18 protein-coding genes and 1 pseudogene are annotated in these 21337 nt (G+C 66.0%); 4 read left to right on the top strand and 15 right to left on the bottom strand.

Annotated elements, in window-relative coordinates:
- Positions 1–81: 81 nt before the first annotated feature.
- The 4 genes from ACX80O_RS10550 to ACX80O_RS10535 all read right to left on the bottom strand — a co-directional run bounded on the left by ACX80O_RS10550 (position 82) and on the right by ACX80O_RS10535 (position 6591).
- Positions 82–864 carry a sugar phosphate isomerase/epimerase family protein gene (locus ACX80O_RS10550; RefSeq protein ID WP_459308363.1) on the bottom strand — a complete coding sequence of 261 codons (783 nt, stop codon included), beginning with the start codon at positions 862–864 and terminating at the stop codon, positions 82–84.
- Positions 865–893: 29 nt separating this feature from the next.
- A complete protein-coding gene (locus ACX80O_RS10545) occupies positions 894–1916 on the bottom strand; it encodes a Ppx/GppA phosphatase family protein (protein ID WP_459333421.1) in 1023 nt (340 codons plus the stop codon).
- Between the two features lie 88 nt (positions 1917–2004).
- Positions 2005–4767 (bottom strand): type I DNA topoisomerase, encoded by a 2763-nt coding sequence (gene topA, locus ACX80O_RS10540; protein ID WP_459333420.1) that lies wholly within the window; start codon positions 4765–4767, stop codon positions 2005–2007.
- Between the two features lie 237 nt (positions 4768–5004).
- Positions 5005–6591, bottom strand: coding sequence for a DUF7059 domain-containing protein (locus tag ACX80O_RS10535; protein ID WP_459333419.1), 1587 nt, complete (start codon positions 6589–6591; stop codon positions 5005–5007).
- Between the two features lie 160 nt (positions 6592–6751).
- On the opposite strand from ACX80O_RS10535, the gene ACX80O_RS10530 reads away from it, so the two are divergent.
- The gene (locus ACX80O_RS10530; RefSeq protein WP_459308250.1) at positions 6752–7312 is read left to right on the top strand and encodes a DM13 domain-containing protein; all 561 of its coding nucleotides are present in this window, start codon (positions 6752–6754) and stop codon (positions 7310–7312) included.
- Here the strand turns inward: ACX80O_RS10530 and trhO are convergent.
- Positions 7309–8235 (bottom strand): oxygen-dependent tRNA uridine(34) hydroxylase TrhO, encoded by a 927-nt coding sequence (gene trhO, locus ACX80O_RS10525; protein WP_459308252.1) that lies wholly within the window; start codon positions 8233–8235, stop codon positions 7309–7311. The genes ACX80O_RS10530 and trhO overlap by 4 nt on opposite strands.
- Positions 8236–8333: 98 nt before the next feature.
- Here trhO and ACX80O_RS10520 point away from each other — a divergent pair, with 98 nt between their 5' ends.
- Entirely contained in the window at positions 8334–8984 is a 651-nt protein-coding gene (locus ACX80O_RS10520; RefSeq protein ID WP_459333418.1) for a GNAT family N-acetyltransferase, read from the top strand.
- Positions 8985–9035: 51 nt separating this feature from the next.
- Complete coding sequence (gene sftH, locus ACX80O_RS10515; RefSeq protein ID WP_459333417.1) at positions 9036–11366, top strand: DNA 3'-5' helicase SftH; 2331 nt, start codon at positions 9036–9038, stop codon at positions 11364–11366.
- Positions 11367–11473: 107 nt separating this feature from the next.
- On the opposite strand, the gene ACX80O_RS10510 is transcribed toward sftH, so the two are convergent.
- The 7 genes and pseudogenes from ACX80O_RS10510 to ssd form a co-directional block, all read right to left on the bottom strand.
- The gene (locus tag ACX80O_RS10510) at positions 11474–11863 is read right to left on the bottom strand and encodes an Rv3654c family TadE-like protein (protein ID WP_459308257.1); all 390 of its coding nucleotides are present in this window, start codon (positions 11861–11863) and stop codon (positions 11474–11476) included.
- Between the two features lie 10 nt (positions 11864–11873).
- The gene (locus ACX80O_RS10505; protein WP_459333416.1) at positions 11874–12269 is read right to left on the bottom strand and encodes a TadE family type IV pilus minor pilin; all 396 of its coding nucleotides are present in this window, start codon (positions 12267–12269) and stop codon (positions 11874–11876) included.
- 1 nt (position 12270) lies between these two features.
- Positions 12271–12429 (bottom strand): annotated as a pseudogene (locus ACX80O_RS10500) (DUF4244 domain-containing protein); the annotation flags it as partial.
- A 223-nt stretch (positions 12430–12652) separates the two neighbouring features.
- Positions 12653–13276 carry a type II secretion system F family protein gene (locus ACX80O_RS10495; RefSeq protein WP_459333415.1) on the bottom strand — a complete coding sequence of 208 codons (624 nt, stop codon included), beginning with the start codon at positions 13274–13276 and terminating at the stop codon, positions 12653–12655.
- 1 nt (position 13277) lies between these two features.
- Positions 13278–14063 (bottom strand): type II secretion system F family protein, encoded by a 786-nt coding sequence (locus ACX80O_RS10490; protein WP_459308262.1) that lies wholly within the window; start codon positions 14061–14063, stop codon positions 13278–13280.
- Entirely contained in the window at positions 14060–15253 is a 1194-nt protein-coding gene (locus tag ACX80O_RS10485) for a TadA family conjugal transfer-associated ATPase (protein WP_459333414.1), read from the bottom strand. Before ACX80O_RS10485 ends, ACX80O_RS10490 begins: the two co-directional genes overlap by 4 nt.
- Positions 15250–16329 (bottom strand): septum site-determining protein Ssd, encoded by a 1080-nt coding sequence (gene ssd / locus ACX80O_RS10480; protein ID WP_459333413.1) that lies wholly within the window; start codon positions 16327–16329, stop codon positions 15250–15252. The genes ACX80O_RS10485 and ssd overlap by 4 nt, the downstream gene beginning before the upstream one ends.
- A 170-nt stretch (positions 16330–16499) precedes the next feature.
- On the opposite strand from ssd, the gene ACX80O_RS10475 reads away from it, so the two are divergent.
- Positions 16500–18215 (top strand): bifunctional 3'-5' exonuclease/DNA polymerase, encoded by a 1716-nt coding sequence (locus ACX80O_RS10475; protein WP_459333412.1) that lies wholly within the window; start codon positions 16500–16502, stop codon positions 18213–18215.
- Between the two features lie 30 nt (positions 18216–18245).
- Here ACX80O_RS10475 and ACX80O_RS10470 read toward each other — a convergent pair whose 3' ends face one another.
- Genes ACX80O_RS10470 through ACX80O_RS10460 form a run of 3 tightly spaced genes read right to left on the bottom strand, consistent with a single transcriptional unit; the run spans position 18246 to position 21160 of the window.
- The gene (locus ACX80O_RS10470) at positions 18246–18905 is read right to left on the bottom strand and encodes an NUDIX hydrolase (RefSeq protein WP_459333411.1); all 660 of its coding nucleotides are present in this window, start codon (positions 18903–18905) and stop codon (positions 18246–18248) included.
- Positions 18902–19708, bottom strand: a complete 807-nt coding sequence (gene nth, locus ACX80O_RS10465) for an endonuclease III (protein ID WP_459333410.1) — start codon at positions 19706–19708, stop codon at positions 18902–18904. The genes ACX80O_RS10470 and nth overlap by 4 nt, the downstream gene beginning before the upstream one ends.
- A 9-nt stretch (positions 19709–19717) precedes the next feature.
- On the bottom strand, positions 19718–21160 hold the full coding sequence (locus ACX80O_RS10460; RefSeq protein ID WP_459333409.1) for a hypothetical protein: 1443 nt from the start codon (positions 21158–21160) through the stop codon (positions 19718–19720).
- Between the last annotated feature and the right edge of the window lie 177 nt (positions 21161–21337).

Raw genomic sequence — 21337 nt, 5'->3', positions numbered from 1 at the left:
GTTACCAGCTCGCTCTCGGCATACTCACAAGTAGCTGTCCTAATGTTGGTAATACCTCCTAGAGGTGCGAGTGATGAACCGTCAGGTTTCCTTGGCCTGACCTAGGTGCCGTCGAGCAAAAGCGAGTGTGTCCCCCAACCACTTATTCCGCTCGTCGGCACCTTTCGCTTTCCTGGTGCTCACTTCGACCGCTACCACTCCGCCAAAGCCTGAACCGGCCAGGAACTGCAGCGACTCGGCGCAGCGCTGAGTTCCCTGGCCGGGCAGCAGATGCTCGTCCTTGCCGTTGGCGGTACCGTCAGTCAGATGCACGTGGGATAGGCGGCCGCCCAAGGTACGCATCTCTTCGAGCGAGTCCATCCCTGCGATAGCTGCATGGGAGAAGTCCCAGGTGATTGCCTCATAGGCCTGCGGCACCGGGTTCCAGTGCGGCAGATAGGCCTTGGCTTCACGCCCCCGCACCCGCCAGGGATACATGTTTTCGACGGCGATCGTGACGCCGTACTCGTCAGTGATGCGCCGCACTCCCTCAGCGAAATTCTCCGCGTAGCCACTCTGCCATCTGAACGGTGGGTGGACCACTACCGTCGTCGCCCCAACCTCGGCCGCCATCGCTGCTGACATTTCCACTTTGGTCCACGCCTTACCCCAAACCTGCTGGGTGAGCAGGAGGGTCGGGGCATGGATGGCCAAGATCGGCTGGTCGTACTGCTGGCTGAGCGCGCTGAGCTTGTCCGGGTTCTGGCTTACATGGTTGTTGGTGACCATCACTTCAACGCCGTCGTACCCCAGACTGCGGGACACGGCGAACGCCTCATGGACCGCCAAGGGATAGACCGAGGCGCTGGACAATGCCACCCGCACGTCCTTCCGCCCCGGCGCAACTTCCCCGTTCACAACGCCGCGCGTCCTGCCCACGGTTCGTCCTGGAGGGCCGAACTCAGTTGCACATGCCCGACGCCTACGGCGGGCATCGGCTCCTGTGCCTCGAACATCAAGGTGTCGAACCTTCGGAGCAGCAGGCCTTCGCGCAGCGCCCACGGACAGATCTTCACACTGTCCACCGTGAAGACTTCGAGGGCTGCCTCGGCCACCAGTGCTCCTGCCAGGACCTGGGGGGCGCGAGTCTCCGAAACGCCGTCGAGATTCACGCGGTCACTCACCGACATCGCCGCTAGCCGCTTGGTCCACAAGGATAGGTCCTCGAGCCGCAAGTCCCTGCGTACAAAGGGGCCTGCTGCGGACGGCGCAGCGCCCGCCAGCCGGGCCAGCGACCGAAACGTCTTTGACGTCCCAGCCACCAGGTGCGGTTCGCCGAGCGAGCTGAACCCGGCGGCGGCATCCTTCATGATGGTGCGGATGTACCGGCGGAGGTGCTTCACACTCTTCGCCGTCGGTGGGTCTTCGGAGAGCCAGTCCCGGGTGAGCCGGCCGGCGCCCAGCGGGACCGAGATCGCAACCTCGGGTAGCTCATCCTCGCCCATCGCCATCTCGAAGGAGCCGCCGCCGATATCCAGGTTCAGAATGGATCCGGCGCTCCAGCCGTACCACCGCCGTACCGCCTGAAAGGTCATAGCCGCTTCCTGGTCGCCGCTGAGTTCCTGCAACACCACAGCCGTTTCCGACTTGACCCGCCGCAGTACCGCCTCCCCGTTGGCAGCCTCGCGGATCGCCGAGGTGCAAAACGCCAGGAAATCCTCGGCACCGTGGCGACTGGCAAACTCTCTGGCATCCGTGACGAACGCGATCAGTTCGCGTTGCCCACGATCGGTGATCGCACCGGTATTGTCCAGATGCGCTACGAGCTGGAGCGGTCGCTTGTGGGAAGCGAAGGGCACCGGACGTGCCCCAGCATGTGCATCCACCAGGAGCAGGTGCACAGTATTTGATCCGATATCCAGAACGCCTAAACGCATGATTCCATTATTCTCGTCGATACTTTCGTTGACGACGCGCCCCACGACGTCCTGTCCCCACTACGGGCCTCGCTGAGAACCCCGGCCCCTACTTGCGCGCTGCGACCTTGCGCTTGGCCGGCGCACGGCTTGTTGTTTTTTTGGGGGCCGGTCCCTTGGCCCGCTTCTCTGCCAGCAGTTCCAGTGCCACTTCCCGGGTGAGCTCCTCGATGGCAGTCGAGCGAGGCACTGTGATGTTGGTGATGCCGTCAGTGATGTAGGGGCCGAACCGGCCGTCCTTGACCACCACTGGCTTCTCGGACACCGGGTCGTCACCAAACTCGGCGAGCGGCGCCGCGGCGGTCCGGCCACCCCGCTGCTTGGGCTGGGAGTAGATCTCCTGCGCCTGCTCCAGCGTGATGGTGAAGATTTCCTCCTCGGACCCGATGGACCGCGAGTCCGTACCCTTTTTCAGGTAGGGACCGAACCGACCGTTCTGGACGGTGATCTCCTTATCCTCGGCATCGGTGCCGAGCACCCGCGGAAGATTCATCAGCTTCAGGGCGTCCTGAAGTGTTACCGAATCCAGTGCCATGGAGGCGAACAGAGAGCCGGTACGGGGTTTCTCCCTGACCGGCTTCCTGGGCGGCTTGGGCTTGCCGTTCTTGTAAAACTCAACCGGCTGCTTTGCCAGCTCCTCCTCGGTCACCTCGGGGATAAGCTCGATGACGTACGGTCCGTAGCGTCCGTCCCGTGCCACGATCGAGCGGCCCGTCCCCGGATCCTCGCCGAGGACCCGCTCTTCGGCGCCGGACGAGTTCATCAGTTCGATGGCCTTCTCGACGGTCAGCTCATCGGGGGCTAGATCCTCCGGGACGTTGGCGCGCTGCGGCTCGGTTCCCTCCTCAGCGTCGGCCGGAAGCGGCTTCTCCAGGTACGGGCCGAACTTGCCGACGCGCAGAGTGATGCCCTCGGCGATCTCGATCGAATTGATCTTGCGTGCATCAATCTCGCCCAGGTCGTTGACGATGGTGTGCAGTCCGGTGACCTTGCGGTCCCCATAGTAGAAGTGGTTCAGCCAGTCGACCCGGCCTGCCTCGCCGCGCGCGATGCGGTCCAGGTCCTCTTCCAGTTCAGCGGTGAAATCGTAGTCGACATAGTCATGGAAGTGCTCTTCCAGGAGTCGGACCACCGAGAACGCGATCCAGCTGGGGACCAGGGCCTGCCCGCGGGTCCGCACATACCCCCGGTCCATGATGGTGGAGATGGTCGCTGCGTAGGTGGAGGGCCGACCGATGCCCAGCTCCTCGAGCACCTTGACCAGCGACGCCTCGGTGTAACGCGGAGGCGGTGAGGTCTCGTGCCCGACGGCGGTGACCTCCTCGGCGCCCAGCTTGTCGCCTGCCGCAAGATTGGGGAGCCGGGCTCCCTGCCCGCCGTCGTCGGCCGCATCCTGCTCATTACGGCTAGCGTCCTTGCCTTCCTCATAGGCGGCCATGAAACCACGGAAGGTAATGACAGTGCCGGAGGCCGAGAACTCAGCGTCGCGGGTCAACCCGTCAGGACCGGCCGCCAGCGCGCCCAGCCGGAGCGTGGCGGTGGAACCCTTGGCGTCAGCCATCTGGGACGCGACGGTGCGCTTCCAGATGAGTTCATACATGCGGAATTCGTCGCCCCGGAGCTGGCCTGCCACCTGGGCCGGGGTGCGGAAGGAATCCCCCGCCGGGCGGATGGCCTCATGGGCCTCCTGTGCGTTCTTCGACTTGCCCTTGTAGACGCGGCGGGCGTCGGGAACGTACTCGGCTCCGTACAGTTCGGCGGCTTGACGGCGGGCAGCGTTCACTGCCTGGTCCGAGAGCGCGGGCGAGTCGGTACGCATGTACGTGATATAACCGTTCTCGTACAGACGCTGCGCAACCTGCATCGTGACCCGGGAGGAGAACCGGAGCTTCCGCGCGGCTTCCTGCTGCAGGGTCGACGTCGTGAACGGCGCGGCGGGCCGTCGGGTATAGGGCTTGGTATCCACCGACCGGACAGCGAACTCGGAGTTCTGCAGTTCGGCGGCCAGCGAACCGGCCGTCTCGGCGTCGAGCCGTGCCACACTCGGTGACTTCAGTTCACCGAGGTCGGTGAAGTCCTTGCCGGTGGCCACGCGTGAACCGTCAAGGCTGACCAGCTTGGCGCCGAAAGACTGAGGCTCGTCGCCGCTTTGCGGGGAGAACGTGCCGGTGAGGTCCCAGTAGGACGCGGCCCGGAAGGCCATCCGTTCGCGTTCACGTTCAACCACCAGTCGGGTAGCGACCGATTGCACCCTGCCGGCGGAGAGACCGCGGGCCACCTTGCGCCAGAGCACTGGTGAAATTTCGTAGCCATACAGGCGGTCGAGGATGCGACGGGTTTCTTGGGCGTCCACCATGGGGATGTCGAGCTCCCGCATTTCAAGCAGGGCGCGCTGGATGGCTTCCTTGGTGATTTCAGGGAAGGTGAGTCGGTAGACCGGCACCTTGGGCTTGAGGACCTCCAGCAGGTGCCAGGCAATAGCTTCACCCTCACGGTCACCGTCAGTCGCGAGGTAGAGAGCTTCGGCACCCTTAAGTGCGGCCTTGAGTTCGGCGACTGTCTTCTTCTTGTTGGCGGAGACCACATAGTAGGGTTCGAAGTCGTTGTCCAGATCCACAGCGAACTTGCCGACACCGGTCTTTTTCAGCTCGGCGGGGAGGTCCGAGGGCTGGGGAAGATCCCGGATGTGCCCCATGGACGCCGTGACCTCGAAGCCCTCGCCAAGATAGCCCGCGATGGTCTTGCTTTTCGCGGGTGACTCAACAATGACGAGCTTGCGGCCGGGCTGCTTGTCCGTTGCCTTAGTGGGCACTTCTCTCCTATATAAAGGTAAAGCTGAATGGGTAGCATTTCAGCGGTAGTCGTACCGGGGGACCCTGGCAATCGGGCCCCTATACCCTTCACAGTATGCGGTATGCCTTCCTGCAATAGGGTAACGGCTCCGGTGTACCAGTGGTCACACAAGCGGGATAACTGTGTACAAGCTCTCCTTACCGGGCGCCACCCAGCAACGCTGCTGCGGGCCCGGAATCCGTTGGTTTCCCGGGCGTCAACCCTCTGCCGGGCTCAGAAATCCGTCCAGGACGAGCTCGCGCACATCGGCCAGGAGCGCGGCCCGGAAGACGTCGTCGTCCTGGCCCAACAGCGCGCCGAGCGCCATGGCGATCTGGCCGGCTGAGAGTTCGCCGTCGCAGGTGGACACGAATCCGGCCAGCTCGGTGCTGAGGAGGGTGGTGCGCCGGAATCCGGCCCCCTGGCGGAGCAGGATCACACCAGGGTGTTCGGCCCCGGGGCGTTGGTGGCGTTCCTCGGTGACGTCGTCGGCCACCATCAGGTGCTGCCCGGGGAGGTCGTCGGCGTGGGCCATGGTCCAGTCGTACCGGGCGACGGCGGCGGCGATGTGGGGGGCGATGGGCTGCTCAAGCGCGTGGGTGATCTCCTCGAAACGGCGCAGCGGTGCGTCCCGCTGCTGAGAGCGGAGGAGCACGGAGCCGAAGCCGATGGACTCAACGGCCCGGGACGCGAAGTCGTCCAGGTAGGCGGCGTAGCGGTCAGCGAACCGGTGCGGGTCCCGGGACTCAGCGGCGTCCCGCAGCCACGTCTGGGCGTAGTCCGACGGCGAGAGTTGTTCCCGTTGAACGACCCAGCAGCCCACCCCCTCGGGGATCCAGGTCTCGATGCGGTCATGCCAGCGGCCACCGGCGGGGATTTCCCAGTTGCCTAACAACTGGGCTGAGCCGCTGGGAGCGAGGACGCCGGGAAGTTCCCTGATCAAGGTAGAGACAATGTCATCGCCTGGCAGTCCGCCGTCGCGGTAGGTGAACTGGTTGTCGAGGGTTTCACCTACCCGGCGCGGGGTGATGACGAACGGCGGGTTGGAGACTGCCAGCTCGAACGTTTCCCCGACGACGGGATCCAGCAGACTGCCCTGGCGCAGGGTTACCCTCGCGTCGAGGTCGGCCGGGTCGAGGTCCAGCTGTTCGGAGTTCAGCAGGAGGTTGAACCGGGTGAAGGCGAGCGCCCGGGCCGAGATGTCGGTGGCGGTGACGTGGCGCGCATGGCCGAGGAGGTGGAAGGTTTGGATCCCGCACCCGACCCCAAGGTCCAGGGCACGATCCACTGCTGGCCGGATGGTGAGCTGGGCCAGGGTAAGCGAGGCCTGGCCTATCCCCAGGACATGGTCGCGGCGGAGCACTCCCGGGCGCTGATGCTGGCCGAGGTCGCTGGCCACCCACAAGTCCCCGCCGGCGTCGGACGAATAGGGGCGCAGGTCCACGGATGCCCGCCACCCGCTGGCCTCGACGCGTTCCGCGAGCCCCAACCTGCCCAGGCCGTCGGGTGTCGTGCGGGGAAAAGCCCTGCCCAGCTGCGCGTCGGGTACCGGCTCGCCGAGCAGCCAGAGCAGCACCGCAGCCAGGGGCTGGTCTTTCGTAGTGGGTGCCGCCCGGCAGGCGAGCAGCGCCGGAATCAGCTGGTCCTTCTGCAACGCCTCCCAGGCTTCAACGCCGATCAGGTCCGCGACGCCGTCGACCGTGTAGTTCAGAGCCCGTAGATCAGCGCCGAGGTGGTTGAGTGCCGCGGGTGAACTGCTGACCGGCGTATCGGGAACGTCGGCTGGCAGTTCGTTGTAAGTCATGGTTCAAGTCTATTGACTGTCCTGCGCCCGGAAGACCTTACCGTTTGCTAACAGCTGGCCCCCAGGGCACTAGCCGTCGTCCGCCGGTGCTAGCTTTTCGAGCATGAAGGACACCGGTAGAACAGCTCATCAAGACCGAGGCCGCAGGAGCGTGTGGGTCATGGTGGCGGCCGCGGTCGCCGTCGTCGTCCTGGTAGGAGGACTGGTGGTGTTCAAACCCTGGCTGCTGTTCATTGATGTGCGGGTGGACGACCAGATTCCTGTGGTGGCGGTCACCACCGAGAGTCGTCCACCGTCGACGGCTCCCACCTCTGAGGCGCCATCCCCGACGACGGACACTCCGCCTCCCCCGGGTCCGGTTCAGCTCGCCTCGGGGTCATTGATCGCTCACGAACACGCGACCACCGGGTCGGTCCGGATCATTGAGCAGCCAGACGGAACGCGTCTTCTGACACTTGAGGATCTGGACACCTCAAATGGACCGGATGTGCACGTGTGGCTCAGTGCAGCCGATGTTGTCGAGGGGACAGACGGTTGGTACACCGCGGGGTCGGCAGCCTTCTACGATCTGGGCCTCATCAAGGGAAACCAAGGCAACCAGGTGTACCAAATCCCGGCCGACGTCGACCTGTCAGCCTTCAAATCGGTGGACCTGTGGTGTGCCCAGTTCGGCGTATCCTTCGGGGCGGCGCAGCTTAGCCTGACTGGCGGGGAAACTTAGGCTGCGCCCGACGCCGTGGCCTCAGCCTCGTCCGATTCACAGCCCTGGGGGCAGCGAAGGGTCGACGGGGATGCAGCGCAGGTGGCGCAGTAGAGGGTGAGGTTGCGGCAGGAAAGGTTGGAGCAATTCTCGAACTTGTTGGTCGGCGTCTCGCAGCGGACACACTTGCCGATAGTTTTGGCGTCCTTCGAAAACTCGACGTGCATGCGTTTGTCGAACACATAAAGGGAACCCTCCCAGAGTCCCGAGTCGCCGTACTCCTTGCCGTATCGGACTATCCCACCGTCGAGCTGATACACCTCTGCGAATCCCCGGTTGATCATCAAACTGGAGAGGACTTCGCACCGGATGCCCCCGGTGCAATAGGTGACCACCGGCTTGTCCTTGAGGTGGTCATACCTGCCGGAGTCCAGTTCATTGACGAAGTCTTGGGTGGTCGCAACGTTGGGGACGATGGCGTTCCGGAACCGGCCGATCTGCGCCTCAAGCGCGTTACGTCCATCAAAGAAGACCACCTCTTCCCCGTTGGCCTTCTTCACATCGACCAGGCTGTGCAGCTCGGCCGGCAACAGATGCGTTCCGCCGCCCAGCACGCCGTCGTCGCCGACTTTAAGTTCGTCCGGAGCACCGAAAGACACAATCTCGTCACGTACCTTGACGCTCAGCCGGGGAAAGTCCGCCGCCCCGCCGTCCGACCACTTGATGTCGATCTTTTTGAAAGCCGGATATTCACGGGTCGCTTTGACATACTGCTTCATCGCGTTCAGCTCGCCGCCCACTGTGCCGTTGATACCGTCCTTCGATAGCAGGATGCGGCCGCGGAGACCGAGCTTCTCACAGAGGGCGCGCTGCCACAAGCGGATGGCCTCCGGATCGGACAGCGGAGTGAAGGCGTAATAGAGCACAATGCGGTTCATGGACACGCATTTAAGCATAACGGCCCGCTGTCTACCAGGTCTCAAATCGACTACGGCGCGGGCTTCCTATGTTCAATAGCAGTCGCACAAACTATGGTCATTCCATGAGTGCACATCTGTCGAGGGAATTGTTGGCTACGTGGATTTCCGGTTGGTCCTCCTGCCGGGACTATCAGCCGCACGACGACGGCAGCACCGTATCCGTTTCGCTGACGGACAATGGCAATCAGCAGGAGCACTTCCTGTATGAACCAACTGATGAGCAGGCGCTGGCGCTCGCCGCTGAGACGAAAGCCGATCCAAACCGGCTGCTTACCGTCGTCACCACCCGGATGAACGCACTGCTCGCCACTCTCAGCCCGCTGGGGATGAGAGTGATCGACAACCATCAGGCGCTGATGACAGTGAACATGGACGGGCAGGACGTCGAGGACCCGCGTCCACCGGACGAGGTGTTTTCCCTCACCCACCTGCGCGAACCGTCGTGCCGCCGTGTGAGGGTGATGGCCAACGGGGAGGAAGCTGCACGCGGATCGGTGGCGGTAGAGGATGGCTTCGCCGTCTACGACCGCATTATCACTGCTGAACAGTATCGCCGCCGCGGCCTCGGCAGCTACGTGATGCGGGCGCTCACCTCCGCCGTCCTCGAAGACGACGTAGAACACGGGCTGCTGATGGCTTCGGCTGACGGGCAGGAGCTCTACCAGTACCTGGGCTGGCAGCATCTGGCCGACGTGTTTGTGATTCGTGCCTGACCCCCTGCCGGATTGCGGAGTGACCGGCTGGCAGAGTGACACAATGGCAACGTGGCCCTTCATGACTCCCTGATCCCCCTGCTTGGCGGGGGTGCCGAACCGGAGCAGCTGGTTCACGTGCGGGAAATTCCGGCCCGGAACGCCCGCCTGCAACCATGGCCGGACTGGGCGCACCCGGACATTGTTTTCGCGTACGGCGCGCTAGGCGTCACCACCCCGTGGCAGCACCAGGTGGTTGCGGCCAATGCAGCCCACAGCGGTAGACACACGATTGTGGCCACGGGCACCGCGTCGGGCAAGTCGCTCTGCTACCAGTTGCCAGTGCTGGACGAGATTCACCGGACGGCCCTGGCCGATCGGGTGTCACTGGAGCCGACCGGTTCGGTGGCCCTCTACCTTGCCCCCACCAAGGCGCTCGCCGCGGACCAGCTGGCGGCAGTAAAGGCGTTGAACATCCCGACGGTCCGTGCCGAAACCTACGATGGTGACACCGACACCGCCGCTCGTCGATGGATTCGGGACCACGCAAATCTGGTGCTGGCGAACCCCGATATGCTGCACTACGGCATCCTGCCCAACCACGCGTGGTGGGCGCGATACTTTCGGCGCCTGAAGTACGTCATCATCGACGAAGCCCACAGCTACCGCGGTGTCTTCGGCTCACACGTGGCCAACCTCCTGCGGCGACTGCGGCGGGTCTGCGAATACTACGGTGTCTCCCCCGTGTTCATCGGCGCCTCCGCCACGTCCGCCGACCCTGCGGCCTCCTTCGGCAAATTGATCGGCGGCCAGGCGACGCCGGTGGTGGAAGACAGTTCCCCCCACGGGTCGACTACCGTAGCCTTCTGGGAGCCCGAGCTCACCGAGCTCAAGGGAGAGAACGGGGCCCCCAAACGCCGAACCGTCATCGCCGAAACGTCTGACCTGTTGGCCAACCTGGTCTCCGCCCAAGTCCGGACAATCGCGTTCATCAAGTCCCGGCGCGGGGCGGAAAGCATCGCCGCAACAACGAAGCGCCTGCTCCACGAGGTTCATCCAAGCCTGCCCAGCAGGGTGGCCGCCTACCGGTCGGGCTACCTCCCGGAAGAGCGCAGGGAACTGGAATCTGCGCTCCGCAACGGACGGCTGCTGGGGGTGGCCAGTACCCCCGCCCTTGAACTCGGCATCGACATTTCCGGGCTGGATGCCGTGCTGGTTGCGGGGTGGCCCGGCACCCGTGCTTCCCTCCTGCAACAGATCGGCAGGGCCGGACGGTCGGGTCAGGACGCGCTCGCCGCTTTCGTCGCCAGCGATGACCCGCTCGACACCTACCTGGTGCATCACCCGGAAGCGGTATTCGACGTTGGGGTCGAAGCGACGGTCTTCGACCCGACCAACCCCTATGTACTCGGCCCCCATCTGTGTGCGGCAGCGGCCGAACTGCCGCTCACACCAGCAGAGCTACACTTGTTCGGCGCCGGGGCTGAAGAGCTCCTTGCCAAGCTGGTGAATCAGGGCTTCCTCAGGCAGCGGCCTGCCGGCTGGTTCTGGACCCACCCGCAGAGCGCGGCCGGGATGGTGAACCTGCGAGCCGACGGCGGCGGCCCCATCAGCATTGTCGAGACCGGCACCGGCACTGTGCTCGGCACCATGGACTCACCGCAAAGCCACTATCAGGCCCACGCCGGAGCGATCTACGTGCATCAGGGGCAAACCTATGTGGTGGATGAGCTCAACGAGCAGGATCACTGTGCAATGGTGACCAGGTCCAACCCCGACTACTACACCCAGGCCAGGGACATCACGGAAATTGAGGTGATCGGGGCTAGCCGGACGCAGGACTGGGGTGGAGTGCAGATTCGGTTCGGCGAGGTGCAGGTGACCACCCAGGTAGTGTCCTTCCAGCGGAAAGCCTTCGTCTCCAACGAAATCCTGTCAGAGGAGGCATTGGAACTCGGTGCGCGTGACCTTCATACCAAGGCGGTCTGGTTCGAGTTCGACCAGCGGCTGCTCGAGGATGCTGATCTGACTGCCGCTGACCTGCCGGGTGCGTTGCACGCGGCTGAACACGCCGCCATTGGGTTACTTCCCCTGGTCGCATCGAGTGACAGATGGGACATCGGTGGGGTGTCGACGGCCCTGCACGCCGATACGATGCTGCCCACCATCTTCGTGTACGACGGTCACCCCGGCGGGGCGGGATTCGCCGAACGGGGATACGAGGCCGTGAGAATCTGGATTCAGGCCACCCTGGACGCGATCATTGCCTGCGAATGCGACATCGGCTGCCCCTCCTGCGTCCAGTCACCCAAATGCGGCAACAGGAACAACCCGCTCAGCAAATCCGGCGCTGCGGCACTGCTGGCCCTGGTGTTGACCCAGGACCCTGCCGCGGCCCCCTGACTAACCAGCTGACCGACAGGCCGACTGAGTAACTGGTCGACCGACAGACTGACACTGACTACATCAACAGCCAGCCAGGGCTGGCGGGCTGGCAGACTTTGATAGAGCTAGGGTGGCGGCCCGGCGCGTGCCCGACCCGTCGCATCCGGGAGAAGCGGGTACCCGGCGACGGCGTTCACCTTCAGGCTGGTCCGCACCTCCACGATGGTGCCGCCAGGGCCTTCCCGGTCGCAGGACCGCAGAGACGCTCCGTGGGCGGCAGCCGTCTCTGCCGCCACAGTACAGGGATCTCCAATGATCAGTCCCCGTGACGCATCAGCGGCGGCGAGCGCGGCGAGGTCTGCTGCAGTGGCCGCCCGTGCGGCCACCGTCCCGGCCTGCGCCAGCACGACCACGGCGGCGATCAGCGTGATGATGACCAGAGCGAACCCGCACGCCAATACGGTACCGGCTCCGGTCTCCGCCCGGGGGCGACGGGTCATCGATGGGCTTCTCATAGACTGATCGTCACTGGCCAACGCCGAGGATCTCAGCGCGCGCTGACGCGGAGGCCGAGAGGTCCCACCCCACCAGGTCCAGCAACGGGACGGCGAGGCGGGCACTAACAGTCACGATGGACCACTCACCGTCGCCGGTCAGCTCCAACCGGGCCTGTCCGCCAGCGAGCCTACTCACCGTCGCCCGTACCTGGTCCGCCGGCTCACCCCTGACCACCTCCCTGGCCCCGGCTCGGGCCGCCTCCTCCAGCCTCAGCTGGGTCAGACCCGCCGTTGCAGCACCCAGGAGGAGCGCAAGGAGCAGAACCAGGGACGGCAGCGCAACCGCCACCTCCGCTGTCACCGCCCCACGCTGCAGCGCGGTCCCCTGCAATCCATTGGAGTGCCGGTTCTGTGGCTTCGGCACGTTACCCGAAGCTCAACGCTGAACTGATCAGAGACATCAGCATGCCCCTGACCTCGCCGCTGGACAGAACCGCCACCAGAAGTGCGGCGAACCCGACCGCGGCGAGGGTAGCGATGGCATATTCGGCGGTCGCCATCCCTGCCTCGGAGCCGGACAGTCGACGCCACCGGATGACCGGCCGACGCCCTTTGCAGAGTTCCCACAATTTTGTTGCTGACATGTCTTCCTCCAGGTAGTCCTTCGCGGTGAGGTCAACCACTGCAACGACCTCTCTCCGGTAGAGCACGTGCGCGCCCTGCCATGACTCTGCCCGGTCGTGCCATACCGCGGGGTCCGAACCAGAGCTATGTGGATAAGTCTCAGTACCGGCGGACCCGCAGTCATCACCACTGTGGGAGCAGGGCGAAGACCACAGGGAGCACACCCAGGCAGATGAAGGCCGGCAGATAGCACAGGCCCAACGGCACCACCAGCCGGACGCCCAACGTTGCCGCACGTTGCTCAGCTTCGTTGTTCCTCCGGCGACGGAGCTGCCCGGCACAGGCATGCACAATCCCCGCCGACGACGCACCGGTCAGCGCAGCGAACCGAAGAGCCGCATCAAGCTCCCGAAGGGTTGCGCCCGTCGCAGCATCGGACTGGGAGATAGCGGAGTTCCACGCCGTCTCCCAGTCGGCACCGAGGGCGAGGGCTCCCTGAACCTTCTGCAAGCTGAGCGACAAGGGCGGTGGACAGGAATCACCGAGGACCGCCAGCGTAGCCTCGATTGGCGCCCCGGCTGCGAGCATGGCACCCAGCAAATCGATCATGAGCGCTGGATCAACCCCCTCCAAGTCCCGCAGCGCAGGTCGTCCAAAGGTCTTGAGACGGCCTCGACGAGGCGGCGTCTCAGGTCCCGGGTCAGCTCCGGGGGCCGCGGGATCCTGGCCACCGCGCCCTGATCGCCCGGATCCGGTCAGCAACAGAGCAGCCACACACAGCACGAGAAAGACCAAGACGCCGGTCATCTCAGCCACCCTTCGCAGCCGCAGCCACCAGACGGCCGGACCAGAGCCGCCCCAGCACCATCAGGGACACTCCCACGCCAAGCAACACCAGACCAGGAACCGAGCCCAACAGGATGGCGAGCGGCTGCGCACCGGTGAGGTAGCCCAGGCCCAGCCCGAAGAATGGGAGCCAGCCGAGGAGCCGTGCGGTGGCGGCCGGCCCGGCCAACGCCGTCGCCCGGGCCGCGGCGGCATCGAGGGACTGATCAAGCTGGGCGGCATACCGGCCCAGGACATCAGCCAGCGGAGCGCCGCTACGTTCAGAAATCTCCAGGCACACGGCCAGGTCCCGCCACAGACCCACGCCGTTCGCAGGCGGGGTCCTGGCCCGGCCCGGACGCCAGCGCCCATCCGTCGATTGGCTGACCGCGGCTCTGCGAAGCACTTCGGGGACACCTTCGCCGATCGCTGCAGCCTGTTGTGCCGCCCAGAGCACCGGCGACGCGTGAGCACCAAACCCGGGACCAGCGCCCGCCGCCCGCTCAGTGTCAGCCGCCGAATACACCACGGCCATGTCCTGCCATAGCTGGTGCGGAGATCTGCCCGCATGTAGCAGCGCCGTCAGCTGATGAATGAAGAGGGGCAGTTCCAACGGGTCGACCGAACGGTCCACGGGCCACAGTCCGGCCATCCGGTGCAGAACCCGCGAGGAGGTCGCCCGGCCGCTGGCTCCGGCGATCAGTTCGGTCGGAAAGGCGAGAAGCAGGAAGGCCATCATCAACAGGATCCCCACGGTGACCCCCGTCACGGCAATCCCAGACGTAGCAGCCCCTGAAGTTGGGGCCATCCTGAGGCAGGCTCGCACGCGGCGCCTCGCCGGGTGAGGGCAGGACTCACGATCAGCTGTCCGGCATCGTCCACGTCCACCAGACCGATCACCGCCACCCGTCGGCCGGTTTGCCCACGCACGAGGTGCACCACGACGTCGAGCGCGCTGGCCGCCTGCGCCGTGACCGCGTCGCGACTCAGCCCGGCCAAAGAGCCCAGGGCCATCAGCCGGGCGGGGACGGACTCGGCTGAATTGGCGTGGATCGTCCCGCCGGCGCCCGAATGCCCAGTATTCATTGCGGTGAGGAGGTCACGCACCTCCGCTCCACGGCACTCGCCGACAATCAGACGGTCTGGACGCATCCGCAGGGCTTGCCGCACCAGCTCGGCCAGGTCGACGGCGCCTGCTCCCTCGGCGTTGCCGTGGCGGCTTTGCAGCGGAACCGTGTGCGGGTGGCGCGGGTTAAGCTCGGCCGAGTCCTCAACGGTCACCAGTCGTTCGGTGGGCGAACTCAGCGCCAGCAGAGTCGAGAGCAGCGTGGTCTTTCCGGTGCCGGTTGCCCCGCTGACCAGAAAATTGAGGCGTCGTTCGACCACTGCGCGGAGCACATCGGCCATGAACGGGTCAAGTGTTCCGGAGCCGGTCAACTCCTCGAGGCTGAACCCCCGCTGACGCTGGATGCGGATCGATAGCAGGGTGCCACGGGTGGACACTGGGGCAAGGACTGCATGGACACGGAAGGCCGCGAGGCGGACATCGACGCAGGGGTTGCCGTCGTCGAGGCGCCGGCCACCGGCAGAGATGAGGCGCACCGCCAGCGCACGCACCTCGGCGTCGGTGCTGAAGCGATCAGTGGTTCGTCGCAGTCCGTCAGCACCGTCCACCCACACCTCATCCGGACCGTTAACAAGGATGTCAGTTACGGCCGGATCAGCCACCAGGTGTTGTAGCGGCCCGAGACCCTGCAGCTCGGCCTGGACCCGGTCCACAGTTCTGAGGGTCCCTGCGGAGCCCAGGAGTCTGCCGGTGGACTGGACGGCCGCGGCCAGGCGGGCCCCGGTGAGTGGCAACTGTTCCGCCAGGACGGCCTGACGGACTTCGCTGACCATCGTGGTCGCGGCGTCGTCGTGGCCGGTAGCACGACGTGGGGCTCGCGCTGGATTGTTCATGACGCTGCCCTACCGATCCCGGCGGGGACTGTGGCCAGGGTTTGGGCGGCGAGGCGCCGAATAGCGCGGTGCGCGCCGATGGTCAGGAGCCGCCCCTGCCGTTCAGCCTCCGGTACGCCACGCAGGTGCGGGAGGTAACCCATCAGGGGTTGTCCCACCAGCTCTGCGACTCCATCCGGATCGAGTCCCGGGCCCAACGGCCCGCGTGCTATCACCGAGGTGGGCAGCGACCGCAGGTGCTCAACCGCTGAGCGGGCGGCGGTAATGGGCCGCGTCCGCCCGGGAACCAGGAGCATCACCTCATCGCAGAAAGCGAGCAGCGGACCGCCCCACGGCCAGCCGGCGGGCAGGTCAACGAGGGTCAGGTCAAAGGCGCTGCGCGCGGCAGCGAGCACCGAGTGAACTGCTGACGAGGCCACGATGCTGGACTCTGACGCGGGGGACCCACCCATGGACAGCAGGGCGAATCCTCTGACCGTGGGGAGGGCCCCGGCGAGCTGGTCGGGGTTGAGCGTGCCGCTGATTTCTCCGAGATCCTCCCAGCGGACGCCGGAAGGTGTCTCAGGCAGTGCTAGGTGCAGTCCTCCCCCAGCGCAGTCGCCATCGATCAGCAAGGTGGACCGGTCCGAGCGGGCCGCGGCGAGCGCGAGCCAGCAACTCAGTGAACTCGTTCCCACCCCGCCGGAACAACCCATCAGGCCGAGGATGTGACCGCGTGACCCCGCGGCCCGGAGGTACGCGAACCGTTCCGCCAGCCAATCCCCCGCAGCGGGCAGAATCGCGACCCGGGTGGCGTGAAGCTTGGCCGCAACCTCCCATACGGTTCCTTCCTCCCCCGGAAGGCCCACGAGAATCAGCTCGGCGTCGGTGTCCAGGCGGCTCTCCGGACTGTCACTGCCTACCAACACGACTGCCGGGCGAACCTGGCGGGCCTCGGCCAGGGTCGCCGTGATGGTGAGCTCAAGGCCAGCCGCTGCCGCGACCCGGGCCGTCTCATCGCGGATGCGTTGCGAGCCGGTAACCAACGCCGCACCCGCCTTCCCTGGCTCCGGGAGCCAGGGCCGTCCATCTGTCATGAGCCCAGCCTGCACCGTTGTCTCACCGGTGAGCAGCCTCAACGGGCGAATGTGGACAAACCTCCGCTGGCGGGTGCTTGTGGAGGACGAGTGCGCCGTCGGAGATGGGCCAGGTCCTGGTGACGCTCCGCTGGGACCGGACAATCGCGGATGCGGGAGACAATGGAGGCATGTATGTTGTCGTGTCCGTGCCGCCCGCCCGCAGCACCCAGGCAGACGCCGCCGCGGAGCCGACGCAGGATGCCGCCGCCGTGCTGCAGCCGGCTGATGCCTCGGGCACTCCCGCCGGCGACGCCGTCGTCGTCGGGCGGGACGAATTTACCGCAGCAGTCCGCCACTTTGAGGCCCAGAAAGTGCGCTGGGTCTGGGATTCCACCCGTGCCTGGTATCCGGCACTGTTGAAACAGTCGATCAGTGTTGAACGGTGCCGTGACCTGAGCCTGAGCCGCGATATCCTCCGCCACTCCAGCGTCAGCGCCGACCAACCGTACATTGCCGCGCTCCGGGACGGCGCCGACCAGCCGGACCAGCTGCCCGCCCGGCAGGTGCCGCCGCTGCCCAACCCCGCCGGCCAGTCCAGTCTTTTTGAGACGCCCAGCACCCCCAGTGGGCCAGGCCCGGCAGACGTCCTCACCGAGTTCCGCCAGCAGCAGCAGGCCGTTGCCGGCGGACCGCGACCGCAACGGCTGGCGCTGCTGCTGGCTGCGGAATCGGCTGGCGCCCTGCTGGCTGCCGAGATGGAGGCGGCGGGGATTCCTTGGCGCCGCGACCTGCACGAGTCGCTCCTCGAATCCGAGCTGGGCCCCCGCCCCCGTGACGGGGTTCGGCCAGCCGAACTGGAACGGATCGCCGGGGAACTGCGCGTTCACTTGAAGAACCCGGGGTTCAACCCTGATTCGCCGCAAGAACTGCTGCGGGCCCTACACCGGGCCGGCATCGAGGTGACCAGCACCCGATCCTGGGAATTGGAGCAGCATAAGCATCCGGGAATTGAGCCGCTGCTCCGGTACAAGAAGTTGTCCCGGCTGCTCACCGCCAACGGCTGGACCTGGCTGGACGCGTGGGTCCAGGAGGGCCGCTTCCGCCCCGAGTATGTGGTGGGCGGCGTCGTCTCCGGGCGGTGGGCGTCACGGGGCGGCGGCGCACTGCAGATTCCCAAGCAGATCCGCGACGCGGTGCGCCCCGACCCCGGCCACCGGTTTGTGGTCGCTGATGCTGCGCAGCTGGAACCGCGGGTCTTGGCGGCCCTCGGCCGCGATTCGGCTCTGGCGACGGCGGCACGCGGCAAAGACTTGTACCAGGGGATCGCCGAGCAGGGCTTTGGCGACCGGGCCAAGGCGAAACTGGCGATGCTGGGCGCCATGTATGGAGCGACGACTGGCGAATCGGGGCGGCTGATGCCGCAGCTTGCCCGCACCTACCCGCAGGCTATCCAGGTGGTGGAAGGTGCCGCACGCATTGGCGAGGCCGGAGGCGTGGTGAGCAGCTATCTCGGTCGGGGGTGCCCGCCGGCGACCGACGCGTGGGTCGCAGCCCAGCAGACCTCGTCCGCCGAGGAGCAGCGTCGCGCCGATAACCTGGCCCGTTCCCGCGGCCGGTTCACCCGGAACTTTGTGGTGCAGGCAACCGCTGCGGAATGGGCCCTGTGCTGGCTGGCGGAGCTGCGCCGCCAATTGCGGGCGTCGACAACGCCTGCCCCGGTCAATCAGCTGGTGTTCTTCCTGCACGACGAGGTGATGCTGCACGTCCCCGACGGGCAGGTCGACGAGGTCTGCCGCCTGGTGACCGAGGCCGCGCAGTCCGCGACCCGGTTGATGTTCGGCGACATTCCCATCGAATTTGCGGTCAATGTCATGGTGGTTGATTCCTATGCCGACGCCAAGTGACCGGTGCTTCGGTTTATGCACAGGCGCATGCTACAGCGGCGGCGGGATCTGCTGCGAGTCATCCCACGGGATGGTCCAGCCCAAATCATCAAATAGCGTGTCCAGCAGCATAGCGGTGAAACCCCACACGGTGACGCCTGTCACCAGGAAGGCGGGAGTGGTCCAGGTGACGCCGTTCCGCTGACTGACCACTGTCCGGCGGCTGGCCGGATTGAGCAGGTCAGCGACCGGAACACGGAACACGTGCTCCGACTCGGCTTCGTCGACGGCGGTGACCGGCGACTGTCGGGCCCACCATGCGAGCACCGGGGTGACCAGGAAGTTACTGACCGGCAGCCCCGATTCAGGCAGCTGGCCGAGCACCTCGATCCCTGTGGTGTCAACGCCGGTTTCTTCCCATGCCTCGCGGAGCGCCGCAGCCACCGGGCCGTCGTCGTTGTCGTCGATCCGACCGCCCGGGAACGCTACCTGGCCCGGATGATCGGTCAGCTCTCCGGAGCGCAGCACCAACAGGAGGTCAAGGTCATCGGGCACCGCCTCCGCATGAAACTGCGCCGGCCGGTTGTCGAGGGTGCCGAAGAGGATGAGGACGGCGGCGGCACGGGCCCTGGCGGGGTCTATGCCGCGCAGCGTTGCCGCTTTCCCCACCGAGCCCGTCGCCAGGCTGAGCAATTCCTGACGGGCGCTCATGCTCCGAGACTGTATCCGGCGGCCTGCAGTTCGCCCCGCGTTGCGCCGCTCCTCATCAGGCGCAGCAGCTCCTCCCTACCCGGGGCCAGCTCATACTTCAGTAGTTTGACGGCTTTGACCGGATCCACTTCACCCTCGCCATAGGCGGGGCAGAGGGCCGCGAGGGGGCACACCCCGCAGGCGGGTTTGCGGGCGTGGCATACCCGCCTGCCGTGAAACACCACGTGGTGGGACAGCATGGTCCAATCCTGCGGATCGAACAAACGGGCGACGTCCGCCTCCACCTTCACTGCGTCGTCGGACTCGGTCCAGCGGAAGCGCCGGGCCAGCCGGCCGAAATGCGTGTCGACGGTGATGCCCAGGATACCGAACGCGTTGCCGAGCACCACGTTGGCCGTTTTGCGCCCCACGCCAGGGAGGGTGACAAGGTCCTCAAGGCGGGCGGGGACCACCCCGTCGTAGTCGTCAACCAGCCGGGTGGACAACGCCAGCAGGCTCCGCGACTTGGCGCGGAAGAACCCGGTGGGCCGGATCAGGTCCTGCAGCGCTAGTTCGTCGGCTTCGGCCAGGCTGCGAGCGTCCGGGTATCTGGCGAACAGGCCCGGCGTGGTGAGGTTGACCCGAACATCGGTGGTCTGGGCGGACAGCACCGTCGCCACGAGCAGCTCGAAGGGGTTCCTGAAGTCGAGCTCCGCCACCGCGTAGGGGTATTCCCCGGCCAGCCTGCGGTGGATCCGGCGTGCCCGCCGTTTCGCGGCGAGCGGGCTTGGATCCGACGTTCCGGTCCCGACTGTCCTGACCACTGCCGGTGCCTACCCGTCGCTCGGTGCGCGTTCGATGTTGGTGAGATCCCGCATCACGCCGATACGGCCCGTGCGCTTGTCCTGGACCAGGAACTCCTCGCCGCGGTCCTCGATCCCTACTTCCCAGTCACCGGGCCGCAGGACGAAAAGCTCAACACCCGAAGCCTCATCAACCACCGGGCGGGGGGTTCCGACGGCGAACCAGAACGCCTCAACAACCGGGTCATCATGGTCGGGTTCCCTGGTCGCGGAGATGGACTCCTGAGACTCGGCCTTCGTTCGCTCGACCACCGGCTGGGCGGTGGTTGCCGCCGCCGTGGTTTCCGCTGCACTAGCGGCTGCGGACGCCGTGGCTGTGATGGCTGTTTCCTGCACGGCGCCCTGCCGGCCCGTGTCCACAGGCACCTCTTCAGCTGCCGGAGAGCTGGCCCCAGCGTCCGTGGCGGAGGCCGCATTAGCGGTTTCCGTGTCAACCGCAGCATTGGCCACCTGGTCCACGGGCTGGTCTTCGTCGGTCGAGTGCACCGAATCCGGTGACCCGCTGTAGGGGGCAAAATCCTCGTCGGCGAAGCGTGGGTAGCCCGCCGAACCGGAGCCCGGCTGCTCCTTGTCCTGCACACCGGGGACGGCACCGACTTCGCCGGTCCGGTGCGCGTCAGGGGTGCCCCCGGACCCGCTGGACGAGGGGGACTTGGTCGCTGCGCCGAAGCCAAACCTGCCGCGGCCGGTGGACGTGCCCGGCTGGACCGCTGACGCTGCGTTTCCGGCACGGGCCCCTGCCGTTCCTGCTCCGGCGGGAACTGCTGCGCCGGAGCCGCCCGACGCCGTGCCCTGCTGTTCGCTGAACTGAGTGACCTGTTCGGCGGGAACCGGTTTGGGCGCTTTGGGTTCCTTCGGTGCCTTGGGCGTCACTGGCAGGACACTTCGGGCGACGACGTGCGCGCCCGACGTCGGCCGGCCAGCGAAGTCAGCGGAGAATTTGGGCAGGTGCGGGCCACCCACCGTCGCGGCCAGCATGCCGATCGCGCCGAGCAGGCAGATGAACGGTCCGTAATGGAAGGCGGTCACGGTCTGCAGGAAGAAGAAGGCGGCGGCCAGAACGGCGACTACTGAAGCGAACTGGTCTACCGACAACGATCCGACCCGAGCCTCGGTACCGAGCCGCCGGGCCGCGAGCAAGCCAGCGGCGGCGACCGGGAGGACGATGCCTACGCTGAGGAAGAACAGCGACGACGCGTTCCACAGGTTGCCGAGAAAACCGCCAGCCTCAAAGAACGGCAACAGCGAGCCGATGAAAATGACGAGCACCGAGCCGCCGATCACCACCTCGCGGAGGGTGAATGGCCCAAAGACTGCCTCATTTCCGCCGGATGCCTGCGGTTCGACGCCGGTGGGTGATGCGTTTCTGTCACTGCTGCTGCCGGCGAACCGGTCCGTGTGCGGGTCTGTCATGTCGAAATTCCATTCGTCGCAGCGGCCGGGCGGGCCGCAGTCGCCAGCATTCTCTTCCTGTCACCAGACTAGTCAACCCTCCTCTCCGCTACTACCCATGCAAGCCACCGCCCGGCTGAGGCGCGCCACTCACCGCAGAAACTCAACCATTCACGTGCACGAGTGTGAGCGCCCACA

Source organism: Arthrobacter glycogeni (genome assembly GCF_054511155.1).
Note: the sequence above shows the minus strand (reverse complement) of the source record. Positions and strands in the feature narration are given on the sequence as shown.